Below are 13,794 nucleotides of genomic sequence, written 5' to 3' on the forward strand. Positions count from 1 at the left end.
ATACAAGGATTACCGTGACCCAGAATAAACAGAAACTCCTGATCATCGAAGACGATCCCGGCCTGCAAAAGCAGCTCAAGTGGAGCCTCGACGCCTACGATGTCGCCGTCGCCGGCGACCGCGAAGCGGCGCTGGCGCAGATCCGCCGCCACGAGCCGGCGGTGGTGACCATGGACCTGGGCTTGCCGCCCGACCCGGACGGCTCGACCGAGGGTCTCGCCACCCTGCAGCAGATCCTGGCGCTGGCCCCGGACACGCGCGTGATCGTCCTCACCGGCAACCAGGATCATGCGAACGCCGTAAAAGCGATCGGCCTGGGCGCGTATGACTTCCACCAGAAGCCGTGCGACCCCGAGGTATTGAACCTGGTGATCCAGCGCGCCTTCTTCCTGCACCAGCTGCAGCAGGAAAACCGCCGCATGCAGCAGCAGCAAGCCGATTCGCCGATGGCCGGCGTGATTTCGCGCGCACCGTCGATGCTGAAAATCTGCCGCAACGTCGAAAAGGTCGCGCCGACCTCGGCCTCGGTGATGCTGCTGGGCGAATCGGGCACCGGTAAAGAGGTGTTGGCACGCGCCGTGCACGCGCTGTCGCCGCGCGCGAAAGAGCGCTTCATGGCGATCAACTGCGCGGCGATTCCGGAAAACCTGCTCGAAAGTGAGCTGTTCGGCTACGAAAAGGGCGCGTTTACAGGCGCGGCCAAGCAGACCAAGGGCAAAGTCGAGCTCGCCCACGGCGGCACCTTCTTCCTCGACGAAGTCGGCGACCTGCCGATGCCGCTGCAGGCGAAACTGCTGCGCTTCCTGCAGGAGCGCGTGATCGAGCGCATCGGCGGCCATGAAGAGATCGCGGTCGACGTGCGCATCGTCTGCGCCACGCACCAGAAACTGAAGGAATTGTGCGCCCAGGGCCGCTTCCGCGAAGACTTGTATTACCGCCTTTCGGAAATCGTGGTGACGATTCCGCCGCTGCGCGAGCGCGAAGGCGACGCCGCGCTGCTGGCGCACCATTTTAAAAATAAATTCTGCGCCGCCGAAGGGCGCGCGGCGCTGCACTTCGCGCCGGATGCGATCGCCGCCATCGAAGCCTATCCATGGCCCGGTAACGTGCGCGAGATGGAAAACTACATCAAGCGCGCCGTCATCATGGCCGACGGGAACACGATTGTTGCCGACGACCTCGGGCTGCCGGGCGAGGGTGCGGAAGAAGAGCCGATCAACCTGCGCCAGGTGCGCGACGAGGCGGAATACAAGGCGATCATCAAGGCGCTGGCGCGCGTGGACGGGAACATCGTCAAGGCCTCCGAAATCCTCGGCATCAGCCGCCCGACCATGTACGACCTGATGAGCCGTCACAACATCAAGACCACCGCATGAGGCTGGTCGCGCTGCTGGCCGCGCCGCTGGTGCTGGCGGCGGCCGCGGGCGCCGCCGGGCTGTTCTACCTGCAGTCCCAGGGCGTGGCGCCGCGCGCGCTGGCGCCTTACGTCCTCAAACGCTCGAGCGGCCACAATCCCCTGATCGAAGCAGCCGGCCGCTTTGCCGCCACCACCCTGTGGCGGCTCGACCGCGGCGCCGTGGCGCCGTACGTGCTGCCCGCGCTGACATTGGGCGCACAGTCGGAGGGTCCAGCATCTCCACATGGCCGCGATCGCCTGGTTACATCCGCCGACGAAGCACGCCAGGCGATTGCGACTGCCGTACCGGGCGACGTCATCACCTTCCTGCCGGGCGCGTATGCGATCGCCGGCACCGTGTACGCGCGCCAGGCCGGCACGGCAGACGCCCCGATCGTGGTGCGCGCAGCCGACCCCGGCACCGTCACCATCGCCCTCGACGGCGTCGAGGGCTTTGCCGTGTCGGCGCCGTACTGGCGTTTCGAAAACCTGACGATCCAGGGCGCCTGCGGCTACGCCGGCGACTGCGAACATGCGTTCCACGTAGTCGGCAACGCCCACCATTTCGTCGCGCGCAACAACACGATCCGCGACTTCAACGCCCATTTCAAGATCAACGGGCACGGCGGCAGCTTTCCGGACCACGGCCTGATCGAGTCGAACACCCTCGACAACAGCGCGCCGCGGCCGACCGCGCATCCGGTGACGCCGATCGACCTGGTGGCCGCCAGCGACTGGACCATCCGGGCCAACCTGATCATGGATTTCGTGAAGGCCGAGGGGGATGGCGTCAGCTACGGGGTGTTCGCCAAGGGCGGGGCGCAGCGCACGGTCTTCGAACGCAACGTGGTGCTGTGCGAGCGCGCGCTGACCGGCCAGCCGGGACAGCGCGTCGGCTTGTCCTTCGGCGGCGGCGGCACCGGTAAGCCCTACTGCCGCGACGGACGCTGCATTACCGAGCATGACGGCGGCATCATGCGCGCCAACCTGGTGTCCGGCTGCTCGGATGCGGGGATTTACCTCAACAGTTCGGCCACCACCCAGGTGCTCGACAACACCCTGCTCGATACGGCCGGGGTGCAGGTGCGCTTTCCCGAAAGCGGCGCGACCTTCGAGGGCAACCTGGTCGACGGCCCCTTGCAATCGCGCGACGGCGGCGTGCTGCGGGTGGGCGATAACCTCAGCACCGACATCGCCTGGCTGTACCTGGGGCGGCATCCGCAGCGCGGCCGGTTTGCCGATCCGGGACAGCTCGATCTACGCTGGAGCGATGGCAGCGGCCCGCAGCGCGCGGAGCGCGTAGGCAACGGCGACCTGTGCAAGACGGCGCCCCAGGAGCGATCGGCCTACGGGGCCTTCGACGACTTTGCCGCCTGCCTGCGGCCCGCACCGCGCCTGCAGTCACGTGGCCTGTAGTAAAGTTGCAACAATGAACAGATATAATGCCGTAGATGTTCCATTAAGATAAAATCCTCGATTAAGAAAAATCCTACAAATTACTGGAATATTTCTAGTGTCCTGTCGTGGGGCCCAGCCTATTTCTGTTTAGAGCCCCCCCGCCTTATGAACGAATTTCGCATCGGCCAGCGCAACTCCGGCCCGACCTTGCGCTCCCCGATCCTGCAATTCCTGAGCTTTGTCCTGGTCGGCGCCGCCGGCACGGTGCTGCATTATCTCGCCCTGACGACCCTGGTCCTGCTGTCGTTGATGTCGCCCGGTGCCGCCTCCGCGGTAGGCGCCTGCCTCGGCGCCTGCGTCAATTACTGGCTGAACCAGCGCTTTACCTTCGCCAGCACCCGCCCGCACCGCGAGATGATGCCGCGTTTCTTCGCGGTGGCCGCGGCCGGCGCTGTCGCCAACGGACTCATCGTCAGCAAGCTTTCAAGCCTGGGCATGCATTTCCTGCTGGCCCAGGTCATCGCCACCTGCACCATCCTCGTTGCAAATTTCTTGATAAGTAAAAAATGGATATTTCAAAAAACGAAATAACGGCATTTGCAAACGCAGGTATCAGCGCCTCCCTGTCGCCGCGCGGTGCGACGGCCATGCCGAGTATCTCGGTCGTCGCGCCGGCCTACAACGAGCAGGAAGTGCTGGGCGAATTTCATCGCCGCGTGACCGAGGTGCTCGCCGGGTTGGGCTGCGACTATGAAATCGTGCTGGTCAATGACGGCAGCCGCGACAATACGCTGGCGCTGATGCACGCGCTGCGCGAACGCGACCCGCACGTCACCGTGGTCGACCTGTCGCGCAATTTCGGCAAGGAGATCGCACTGAGCGCAGGCCTGGACCACACCAAGGGCGAGGTGGTCGTGATCCTGGACTCGGACTTGCAGGATCCGCCGGAACTGATTCCGGAGATGCTCGCGTCCTGGCGGCTCGGATATGACGTCGTGTATGGCGTGCGCACCCAGCGCGATGGCGAAACCTGGTTCAAGAAACTGACGGCCAAGTATTTTTACCGCCTGATCAAGAAGATCAGCCGCGTGAATATCCCGACCGATACCGGCGACTTCCGCCTGATGACGCGGCGCGCGGTCGACGCAGTCGGCAAATTGCGCGAAGAGCACCGTTTCATGAAGGGCCTGTTCGCCTGGATCGGCTTCCCTTCGATACCAGTGTTCTATCGCCGCGATCCCCGCGCGGCGGGTACGACGACCTGGAATTACTGGAACCTGTGGAATTTCGCCCTGGAAGGCATCACGTCCTTCACCGTGGCGCCGCTCAAGGTCGCGACCTATCTCGGCCTGTCGGTCGCCGTGCTGGCGCTGCTGTATGCGGCCTTCGTCGTCTGGAAAGCATTGATGTTCTCGGACCCTGTGCAAGGCTATCCCTCGCTGATGGCGGCCATGCTGTTCCTCGGCGGCGTGCAGCTGATTTCGATCGGCTTGCTCGGGGAATACGTGGGACGGATCTTCAATGAAGTCAAACAACGTCCGCTGTACCTGGTGAACCGGCTGCTCGGTTCCGACCTGCGCGATGCGCGCTTGCCCGATAGCGGCAAGACTCCATGACAGTGTCGGGACGCGCCCGCATCGGGGGTGTGGCGTGGCTGCTGCTGTTGACCGTGCTGGTATGGCTCTCCAGCCTGCTGACCTTGCGCCTGCCTTACCAGAACGACACGCTCGTCCACCTGCGCTGGGCGGACCAGTTCCTGGCGGCGCTGCGTGAAGGCTGGCTGCTGCCGCGCTGGGCCTCGGCCTCGATCGGCGGCCTGGGCGACCCGACCTTCCTGTATTACCAGCCGCTGTTCTATTACGTCACGAGTGCGTTTTCGCTGCTCGGCCTGCCTTCCGAATACGCCTTGCTGGGCGGCGCGATGGTGCCGTTCGTGCTGCTCGGCTGTATCGTCTATTGCTACCTGCTGCGCGCTTACCGCAACCGTACCGCGCTGCTGGGCGCGACCTTCATTCTCGCCTGTCCGGTACTGTATTTCGTGACCGCCAGCGTCGGCGCATTCCCCTGGGCGCTGAGCTTGCCCTTCAGCGTGCTGTTCGTTGCCGAGAGCACGCGCAACGCACCGCGGCCTGCGCGCCTCGCGGTTTTCCTGGCCCTCGTCTGCCTGAGCCATCTGCTCAGCGGCCTGATGGCGCTGCTCTGCGTCAGCCTGGCGCGCCTGCTGTTCGCCGTCCCGAACAATCGGCTGGCGATTGCCGGTCATGTTAAATGGGCGGCCGGCGTGCTGCTGGGCCTGGGACTGGTCGGTTTCTTCCTCTATCCCGCCATCAGCCAGCTGCACCTGATTAATACGGACGGCTGGGTGCAGGGTGCCAATTTCGACTGGCGCCGCGCCTTTGCCCTGCCGACGTTCACGTTTGCCCAGTACGGTTTCCGCTGGTTTGCCATCCAGGGACCGTATGCGCTGGTCGCGCTGGTGCTGAGCATGCTGATCGTGTCCCCGCTCGCCGGCGCCGCCGACACCCCGGGCAAGGTATTCGCCAAACGCTTGGGCTATGTCGCCATTGCGGCGCTGGTACTGGGCAGCGAACTTGCCTATCCGCTGTACGCTGTCCTGAGTCCCTTGCAGAAGCTGCAGTTTCCCTACCGCTTCGTGTTCATTGCCTTATTGTTGGCAAACATCGCCTTGGTGATCCAGCTGGGGGAGGGGGCGTGGCGGCGCTGGGGCTGGCTGGCCCGCACGCTTGCGCTCGGTCTCATTTTCGCCCAATGTGCGATCATGGCGCATTTGCAATGGGACCTGGTCAAACGCGGTGTCAAACTGCCGGCGCAATCGGCCTTCATGCAGGGCAGGTTCGGGCAGCCGGAATATATTCCCGCAGTGCGCAAGCCTGGCTGGGAAGCCTATCTGGAAACGAACAAGTTCGTCGGCGAGTGTACCCGCCTGAACATCGTTTGCAGTGACACGGTGCAGCGCACCCATGATTTCTCGGCCCGGATTGTCGCTTCCGCGCCGGTGCGCGTACGGCTGCCTGTCCTTGCCTTCCCGGCCTGGAGCGTCACGGTCGATGGCAAACCCGTCGCGCTTGTTCCCGACGACACGGCCGGGCTGATCCTGGTGACACTCATGCCGGGCGAACATCGCGTCAGCGTGACGTGGTCACCCCTGCCTGCCGAAGTCGCCGGCCGGTGGATCACGGGAATTGCGCTACTGGCACTGCTCGCCACAATGGCGCTGAGCCGCTTGCGCTGCGGCCGCACGCCACCGAGCGCTGCCGGGACGAACGTAGGGAAGCGACATGCAGCACAGGAATCGCACGCGGTGAGCAGTGCCTGACGGCTGGGCATTGATCCGGCAGGGCGCAGGCACCCGGCTTCCTGCTAATAAACTTACTCACTAACATCATGAATACAGCGGTAGCACGAACGCGGGTCTGCATCACCATCGACACGGAATTCAGCATCGGCGGTGCTTTTGGAGACCAGGCAAGGCAGCCCGTCGCCGAGCCGCTGGTCTGGTGCAATGTCGAGGGCCGCTCGCAGGGCCTCGGTTTCATGCTCGAGACGTTCCGCCAGTACGACGTGCAGGCGACTTTTTTTGTCGAGACGCAGCAACGGCACCATTTTCGCCATGACCCGATGCGCCCGATCGCGCAGCACATCCATGCCGAAGGCCACGAGGTGCAATTGCACACCCATCCATGCTGGTCCTTGTTCCAGCATGCCGACTGGTGGAATCTGGCGCGCGGCCAGAAGGAACCCGACGATATCGGCAAGCGCAGCGTCGACGAGGCGGTCAAGCTGATCAACCAGGGCATCGAGACGTTCGCATCGTGGCAGCTTCCCCGTCCGCAGGTTTTTCGTAGCGGCAACCTGCATCACAGCGACAACCTGTACCGCGCACTGGCGCAGGCCGGCATTCCCTACAGCTCGAACGTCGGCGTGGCGATCTACGACAGCGGCAATCCGCACTACAAGCTCTACAGCGGCCAGCACGAGCGCCACGGTGTCAGGGAGTTTCCGGTCCTGTCATTCTCGGACTGGAAGATCGGCCCGAAACAGAACGTCAAATCTCTCACCATTGCCGGCTCGAGCTTTGCCGAAACGCGCTACTTGCTCGAGAAAGCGCGCAGCGAGGGCATTCCGCTGGTGGTGGTGCTGACCCATCCGTTCGAATACGTGCAAAATCGCGACATGGCCTTCCAGCAAACACGGCGCAACCACATGACGCAGGAACGGTTAATAAAATTGTGCCGGTTCCTGCAGCAAAACAGCGACCGCTTCGAGGCCGTGGGCATGGCGGCCGCGGCGGCGGCGATTCCTGCCACTACCGCGCCGGCAAATACCCTCCTCAAAGGCGCGCTCCGGCATGCCTTGCCGCGCATGGCGGCGCAGGTGGCGTATCACCGCTTCGGGCGCTGGATGTTGGCCCGCAAACATGGAGCATTCAAGAACCTGGTATGAAGAACTGGATCGATAATCAATACGGCACCTGGCGCGGCCTGGTGCGCGCGTTGCTGGCCCGCGCCGAACTGGCCGCCGGCCGCTTGCAACCGTTTATGTTGAAAAAGCCCGAGGCGGTGCGGCGCCTGGTATTCGTTTGTCACGGCAACATCTGCCGCAGCGCATTCGGGCACCACGAGGCGCTGAAATACGGCCTGAACGTGGCGTCGCTGGGCCTGTCGACCAGTACCGGCGGACGCTCGCCCGCCCCGGCCATCGCCAGCGCCGCCCGCGCAGGGATCGACCTGTCGATCCATCGCGCGACCGCGTGGCCGGATTTCGAGGTGCGCTCCGGCGACCTGTTCCTGGTCATGGAAGTGCGCCAGGCCCATGAAGTCAGGCGCAGGCTGGGCGGCCGCGACGACGTGCAAATCTGCCTGCTCGGCATGTGGTGCAAACCCGTCATGCCGCACCTGCACGACCCCTATACGCTGGGCGAGCGCTATTTCGACCGTTGCTTCGAACGGGTCCGGCAAGCGATCCGGCGCCTGGACGCCGACGTGCCGAACGCCCATGTCACATCGGCAGGGGCACGCCCTGGCCAGAAGGCCGGCCAACATGCAGCATAGTGTGAGCACGGACAAGATCCCTGCCGTGGTCTTCGGCATCGACACGCCGATCGGACTGACGATCGTGCGCGACCTGGGACGCAGCGGCATCGAGGTGCATGGCATTGCGCGGTCGGCGCAAGCCATCGGCCTGGCCTCGCGTTACCTGCGCGCGGGCCTGGTACGCGAGAAGGGCGAGGAAGCGACCATTGCGCAACTCGTGGCGCTCAATGCGCGCCTCGGCACGGCCTGCCTGTTTGCCATTTCCGAAGGCGACATCGCATTGCTGAACCGCCACCGGACGCGCCTGGCCGGCTACAAGATCATGTTCGCCGACGATGCGCGCATGGATAGCGTTCTCAACAAGGACCGCACTTATGCGGCGGCGGCGCGCGTCGGCATTCGCACACCGCGCACCGAGCAAGTCACCGGCATGGCGCAAGCCGAGGCACTGGCGCCCTCGCTGCGCTTTCCGGTGGTGCTGAAATGGGCCAATCCGCTGCTCGTCGTCGAGGCGCTCGGCGCTGCCGGCCTGCACCTCGACAAGACGCATTACTGCGACACGCCCGCCGAGTTGCTGGCCTACCTGCGGCGTTTCGAGGGCGTCGGCCTGTATCCCCTGATCCAGGAATACTGTCCGGGTTACGGCCTGGGCCAATTCATCCTGATCAAAGACGGCCAGGTGCAGTACACCTTCCAGCACAAGCGCCTGCACGAATGGCCGCCGGAAGGCGGGTTTTCGAGCATGTGCGAATCGGTTGGTCGCGAACGGCATGCCGAATTGATGGACAAGTCGGTGGCCCTGCTGCGCGAGCTGGGCTGGGAGGGCGTGGCGATGGTCGAATACCGACACGACCCGGCCAGCGGCGAGTCGGCATTGATGGAAATAAATGGCCGCTTCTGGGGCAGCCTGCCGCTGGCCTACCATGCGGGCGCGAATTTCCCCACCCTGTGCTACAAGGTACTCGGCCTGGGCGAACAAGTGACAAATGCGCCGTATCGCAGCGGCATGCGCTGCCGTTACATGGTTCCGGAAACGAAGCGCCTGCTGCGTGTCCTGTTCGGTCAACGGCATATCGCCGACAAGACGCTGGTCTTCCGGCGGCTACCGACGCTGGCGGGATTCTGTGTCGATTTTCTGCGGCCGGGCAGCCGCTATTACGTGTTCGATATGCGCGATCCGAAACCGTTTTTCACCGACATCGGCGCGATGATGCGCAAGGGGTGGCAAGGCATTCGGGGCCATTAGCCGGTTGAACATCCATCCAGTGCAAGCCCGGTCCGTGCGCACTACGGAAAATCCATGTTAGCCGCGATAATGCGGCAGAACTGCGCAAGCCGTGCGTCGCCAGGCGGTTCACCTTCACCTTTCGAATACGCACTCCGCTCTTCCGTTTTACCCTTGCTGTAGCTCTATGACAAAACTTCGCCGTTCACTTGTAATCAATTTCCTTTCTTCGTCCGGGGCGGCGCTCCTGCAATTCATTACCAGCATTTTCCTGGCGCGCCTGCTCAGCCCAAGTGAAATCGGCGTGTTTTCGATGGCGATGGTGTTCGTTGGCATTGCCCACATGTTCCGTGACTTCGGTGTGCCGAGTTATCTGCAGCGCGAAGCGAACCTGACGCCGGAAAAGATCCGCTCGGCGATCGGTGTCATGTTTGCATCGACCTGGTCGATGGCAACCATCCTGTACCTGGCGAGCGGATCGATTGGCGCCTGGTTCAATGAACCCGCCACCATCCCGATCATCCGCCTGTTGGCGATCGGCTTCCTCTTGATTCCATTCGGTGCCATTACGCACGCCATGCTGGTGCGTGAACTGGCTGCCGATAAGCAGGCCGTTGTTTCGGCAGGCAGTACGGTGAGTTATTGCGTCAGCTGCGTCACGCTGGCTGCGCTCGGTTGCGGCACCTTGAGTATTGCCTGGGCAAACCTGATCAGCAATGCCGTCACGGCGCTGATGTACATTCCTTACCGTCCGCCCGGCATGCCCTGGATGCCTTCATTCCGCCATTGGAAAGGGATTGCCAACTTCGGCATGGCAACCTTGATGACCAATACCTTGAACGCGCTCAGCAACTCGCTTCCCGACGTCCTGCTGGGAAAGCTCAGCAACGCGCGCGCGGTCGGGCTGTTCAGCCGTGCCAACTCGACAGTGGCCCTGTTCACTTTCATTGCGGGTTCCACGATCAGCTATGGCGCGGTGGCCTACATGTCGCAGTCGCACCATCGCGGCGAATCCCTCGCGCCCACGCTGGCGCGCACGACGGCGCTGCTGACCGGCGTAGCCTGGCCGGCGTACGCGCTGACGGCGTTGCTGGGGCACGATATCGTCTTTACCTTGTACGGCGAAAAGTGGCTCAACTGCGTCCCGGCGATCCTGCCACTCACCGTGGCTGCCGCGGTATCGATCCTGTTTCAGTATGCCCCACCGGCACTGACTGCCATTGGCCGGCCGTACCTGAGCGCCTTACCGGCAGCGCTTACCCTGTTCTCGCGGATCGTGCTTGCCTTTATCTTGTTCAATGGCGACCTGGCCAACTATGCCTGGTCGATTGCCATTGCCACCATCGTCGTGGCCCCGGTCATCATCTTCCAGCAAGGCCGGTATCTTGGCTTTGGCTTGCGCCCCATGCTGATGAGTCTTCGCGCCAGCCTGGCCGTCACGCTGATGTGCCTGATTGGTGGCGCAGCGATCATGCTCGTGCTTCCTGCTACGATGGCCCCGATGGCACGCCTGCTGGTGCTGATGCTGGCCCTGGTCCCCATCTGGTATGGCGCACTGCGCCTGACGCGCCACGAATTGCTGCCCGAAGTGCACCAGATCGTGGCGGGCGTACGTGCACGCTTGCCGCAGTTCGTCTGATGAATATGGCGGCGTGGACGAGGACGTTTTAATCACAGTAACAATTTGGAGACATCGTGGACTGCAGAAGCCCGACCATTTCGCTGGTCATCCCGACCTACAACCGGGGCCACCTTATTGCCGAGACACTCGACAGCGCGCTGGCGCAACATCCACCGTTCCTCGAAATAATCGTCGTCGACGATGGCTCGACCGACGACACCACGGCGGTCTTGGCTTCCTACGCAGGCCGGGTGCAGCTCCTCGGCGGTCCGAATGGCGGAGTGCAGCGCGCGCGTAATCGCGGCGTTGCCGCCGCCCGCGGCGAATTCATTGCATTGTGCGATTCCGACGATTTACTGGAAGCCGGTTACGTCGACGCAATGCAAGACTGGTTGCGCGCGCACCCGGAATGCAACAGCATTTACAACAACTTCGTGACGTTCGATGAAAACGGTACGCAGGCCGATAAACTTTCCAGCGCGCCGCGCGACTTTTTTGATGGCGCCGAGCGCAGCGGCGCATTCTGGCATGGCATTCCCGACCTGTACCAGCGCATTCTGCGCTTTCAACCGTTATTCCCGTCGGGGAATGTCATCCGCCGCTCCTTGTACACCGAACTGGGCGGATACGACAGCCGCTTCAACGGCGTCGGTGCCGAAGATTTCGAATTTGCCCTGCGTCTGGTCGAGGCCGGCGAAACGGCGGTGTGCGCTACGCCGATGATTCGCATTCGACGGCACGGCGCCAATGACTCGAGCGACAATGTGCGCCAGGTCCATGGCACGATCCAGATTCTGGAATTCGCGCTGGCCCACCATCGCAGCGCGGTGCTGTATGGCGAAGCCATTCGTGAGAGCATTAAAGAGCGCCGCCTCAGCGTTTTCAATGGGGCCTTCGAGCGCGGCGCGTTCGACATGGCAACGCAAATGCTGGACGTGCTGCGCCCGCCGCCAGGCGACAAAAAATTCCGGCTCAAAGCCATGATCACGCGCTTGCCGCCACTGCCGCGTCAGCTGTTGTGGCGCCTGAGCCAATAAAGGACATACCGGTCGCCTCTCTCGCTCACGAACATGGGCCATTGATATTGCCAGGCTCTGCTTCGTTCGGTTTCGCCCATTTCTCTTTGTTTCGTGCCCTTCATGTCGATCAAAACACTGCTATTCCCCACACTCAATCGTGCCCCGCGCCGCGCCTTGCTCGAACCATTCGAGGCTGGCACGTCGATTCCACGCATTATTCACCAGACATTTTACGAGCGCCAGTTATCGGACCGCTTGCAAGAAAATGTGGACCGGTTGCGCGCGTTGAATCCTGGATGGGAATACCGGTTTTACGACGACAACGATATTGCCACTTTCATCAAAGGAAATTACCCGGCATGGGTGTGGAGTTATTTCGAACGCATCGATCCGCGCTATGGCGCTGCGCGCGCCGATTTTTTCCGCTATCTGCTGATGTACAAGGTCGGTGGCCTGTACCTGGATATCAAGAGCACGGCCACGCGCCCGCTCGATTCCGTCCTCAAGCCCGACGACCGCTTCATCCTGTCGCAGTGGTATTTACCGAATGGAGAATTTGAACATTCCGACGGTTTTATCTATGACCTGCGCCATATACCCGGCGGCGAATTCCAGCAATGGCACATCTTGTGCGCGCCGGGCCATCCATACATGAAAGCGGTGCTGGAAGCGGTCATGGCCAACATCGACGCCTATGATCCTTATCTGCATCAGACCGGCAAGCCCGGGGTCTTGCGCGTCACCGGGCCGATCGCTTATACGCTGGCGATCCGGCGCATCATGGCGGATCATCCGCACCGCGACGTCGATGGCCGCAACGAGATTGGCCTGGAATACAACGTCTACGGTGAAAACATGCAACACGTCAAGGTGTTCGCCGGCCATTATTCGAAACAGACGGCACCGATCGTGCGTTTGAGCCCGCTCAAACGCCTGGTGAGCCGGGTGTATGGGCTGGTTCAGTACCTGCATTACCGGGTCCGCGACCCGGCCAAGCTGAAGGCCTGAACTCAGGGACGCTGTCGCTGCGGCGGCAGTTTCTTGCGGTAATACAGTGCTGATATGGCGCATGCTGCCCGCATCAGCAACGGCACCTTGCGGTCATATGACGGGCCGCCAAACTTGCGGTTGAAAAAATCGGACACGGCGATCAGGGTAGTATCAGCCTGTTTTGTCCAGCCATTCCGATACAGCCGGTTGGCGTCGTACAGCGCCCGGTCGAGCAGGCGCGGGATCAAAAAACGCCGGTAGCCGGCTGGCGTATTTTTTTGCCAGAACAAGAGCTCGTTTCGCTGCAGCAGATAGACCATATACAGAGGGAACTCTTCGTACATTTTCTTGACGTCATGCAGGACGGTGGCATCGAATGCGCACTGGCTGAACCAGCCTTTTGCGGCCAGTCGTACGCCGATATCGTTATCGTCGTAGTAGGCAAACAGATTGTCGTCGAGCGGACCGGTGTCACGCAAGGCCGCCACACGGAACAGCACCGCGGTGCCGTCGACCCAGGTCGCCTCGGGATGCGCTGCCTGAAAGCGTTTTCCTTCCTCGATCGAGACGATGCGGCGGTCCCGCAATTTGGCCCAGTCGTGGGTATTGATGCAGCGCGCGACCGTAGTGCCATCGTCGATGTCGCGCAAAACAGGCGAGACTGCGCCACATTGCGGGCTGGTTTGCAACACGGTCACCAGTTCTTCGAGCGTGCCCGGCATGACAGCGGCATCGTTGTTCAGCAGCCAGATGAAGTCGTAGCCCTCCTTCATTGCAATGTCGATAGCGACGTTGTGTCCACCAGTAAAGCCGAGGTTGACCGGTAGCCGCTTCAGGATGGCGTCATGAGCAGCCATTCCTGCCTCCAGCTGCGCGATATCGTCGGGGCGTGACCCGTTATCGATGACCAGGATGGTGACATCGGCTTGCGTGACGGCCCGCTGGTCACGAAGGGATTCCAGGCAATGCAACGTTCTTTGCGCGCGGTTCCAGTTCAGGATGCTGATAAGTACCTTGGCCCGCGTTGCCGGCTGCGTGGTCTGCTGCAAGACTGCTGTATTCATTATTTATGGTGATTCATAAGAGTAGCC

At 62.3% G+C, this 13,794-nt stretch carries 12 protein-coding genes; 11 read left to right on the forward strand and 1 reads right to left on the reverse strand.

The annotated features are described in order from the left end of the window. The first annotated feature begins 14 nt into the window (after positions 1 to 14). The 11 genes from prsR to IFT60_RS13625 all read left to right on the forward strand — a co-directional run bounded on the left by prsR (position 15) and on the right by IFT60_RS13625 (position 12,721). Positions 15 to 1,376 (forward strand): PEP-CTERM-box response regulator transcription factor, encoded by a 1,362-nt coding sequence (gene prsR / locus IFT60_RS13575; RefSeq protein ID WP_192052503.1) that lies wholly within the window; start codon positions 15 to 17, stop codon positions 1,374 to 1,376. After that, on the forward strand, positions 1,373 to 2,812 hold the full coding sequence (locus IFT60_RS13580; protein WP_192052504.1) for a right-handed parallel beta-helix repeat-containing protein: 1,440 nt from the start codon (positions 1,373 to 1,375) through the stop codon (positions 2,810 to 2,812). Before prsR ends, IFT60_RS13580 begins: the two co-directional genes overlap by 4 nt. Before the next feature lie 147 nt (positions 2,813 to 2,959). After that, a complete protein-coding gene (locus IFT60_RS13585; protein ID WP_192052505.1) occupies positions 2,960 to 3,385 on the forward strand; it encodes a GtrA family protein in 426 nt (141 codons plus the stop codon). 56 nt (positions 3,386 to 3,441) lie between these two features. Next, complete coding sequence (locus IFT60_RS13590) at positions 3,442 to 4,410, forward strand: glycosyltransferase family 2 protein (RefSeq protein ID WP_192052506.1); 969 nt, start codon at positions 3,442 to 3,444, stop codon at positions 4,408 to 4,410. Further along, entirely contained in the window at positions 4,407 to 6,131 is a 1,725-nt protein-coding gene (locus tag IFT60_RS13595; protein ID WP_192052507.1) for a 6-pyruvoyl-tetrahydropterin synthase-related protein, read from the forward strand. Before IFT60_RS13590 ends, IFT60_RS13595 begins: the two co-directional genes overlap by 4 nt. A 68-nt stretch (positions 6,132 to 6,199) precedes the next feature. After that, positions 6,200 to 7,258, forward strand: coding sequence for a polysaccharide deacetylase family protein (locus IFT60_RS13600; protein WP_192052508.1), 1,059 nt, complete (start codon positions 6,200 to 6,202; stop codon positions 7,256 to 7,258). Then, positions 7,255 to 7,866, forward strand: coding sequence for an arsenate reductase/protein-tyrosine-phosphatase family protein (locus IFT60_RS13605; RefSeq protein WP_192052509.1), 612 nt, complete (start codon positions 7,255 to 7,257; stop codon positions 7,864 to 7,866). Before IFT60_RS13600 ends, IFT60_RS13605 begins: the two co-directional genes overlap by 4 nt. Position 7,867: 1 nt before the next feature. Beyond that, positions 7,868 to 9,094, forward strand: a complete 1,227-nt coding sequence (locus IFT60_RS27075) for a carboxylate--amine ligase (protein WP_192052510.1) — start codon at positions 7,868 to 7,870, stop codon at positions 9,092 to 9,094. Positions 9,095 to 9,260: 166 nt separating this feature from the next. Further along, a complete protein-coding gene (locus IFT60_RS13615) occupies positions 9,261 to 10,712 on the forward strand; it encodes an oligosaccharide flippase family protein (RefSeq protein ID WP_192052511.1) in 1,452 nt (483 codons plus the stop codon). Positions 10,713 to 10,768: 56 nt separating this feature from the next. Next, positions 10,769 to 11,731 (forward strand): glycosyltransferase family 2 protein, encoded by a 963-nt coding sequence (locus IFT60_RS13620; protein WP_192052512.1) that lies wholly within the window; start codon positions 10,769 to 10,771, stop codon positions 11,729 to 11,731. 102 nt (positions 11,732 to 11,833) lie between these two features. Further along, complete coding sequence (locus tag IFT60_RS13625) at positions 11,834 to 12,721, forward strand: glycosyltransferase family 32 protein (RefSeq protein WP_192052513.1); 888 nt, start codon at positions 11,834 to 11,836, stop codon at positions 12,719 to 12,721. Positions 12,722 to 12,723: 2 nt separating this feature from the next. Here IFT60_RS13625 and IFT60_RS13630 read toward each other — a convergent pair whose 3' ends face one another. Next, positions 12,724 to 13,767 (reverse strand): glycosyltransferase family 2 protein, encoded by a 1,044-nt coding sequence (locus IFT60_RS13630; protein WP_192052514.1) that lies wholly within the window; start codon positions 13,765 to 13,767, stop codon positions 12,724 to 12,726. Positions 13,768 to 13,794: the final 27 nt, after the last annotated feature.

The organism is Massilia sp. CFBP 13721, from assembly GCF_014842025.1.
Classification (GTDB): domain Bacteria; phylum Pseudomonadota; class Gammaproteobacteria; order Burkholderiales; family Burkholderiaceae_D; genus Telluria.

Bases quoted from the DNA above. Each gene is read 5' to 3' on its own strand.
- IFT60_RS13580 (WP_192052504.1), top strand. From the start codon at position 1,373: ATGAGGCTGGTCGCGCTGCTGGCCGCGCCGCTGGTGCTGGCGGCGGCC.
- IFT60_RS13630 (WP_192052514.1), bottom strand. From the start codon at position 13,767: ATGAATACAGCAGTCTTGCAGCAGACCACGCAGCCGGCAACGCGGGCC.
- IFT60_RS13605 (WP_192052509.1), top strand. From the start codon at position 7,255: ATGAAGAACTGGATCGATAATCAATACGGCACCTGGCGCGGCCTGGTG.
- IFT60_RS13615 (WP_192052511.1), top strand. From the start codon at position 9,261: ATGACAAAACTTCGCCGTTCACTTGTAATCAATTTCCTTTCTTCGTCC.
- IFT60_RS13590 (WP_192052506.1), top strand. From the start codon at position 3,442: ATGCCGAGTATCTCGGTCGTCGCGCCGGCCTACAACGAGCAGGAAGTG.
- IFT60_RS13585 (WP_192052505.1), top strand. From the start codon at position 2,960: ATGAACGAATTTCGCATCGGCCAGCGCAACTCCGGCCCGACCTTGCGC.
- IFT60_RS13600 (WP_192052508.1), top strand. From the start codon at position 6,200: ATGAATACAGCGGTAGCACGAACGCGGGTCTGCATCACCATCGACACG.
- IFT60_RS13625 (WP_192052513.1), top strand. From the start codon at position 11,834: ATGTCGATCAAAACACTGCTATTCCCCACACTCAATCGTGCCCCGCGC.
- IFT60_RS13595 (WP_192052507.1), top strand. From the start codon at position 4,407: ATGACAGTGTCGGGACGCGCCCGCATCGGGGGTGTGGCGTGGCTGCTG.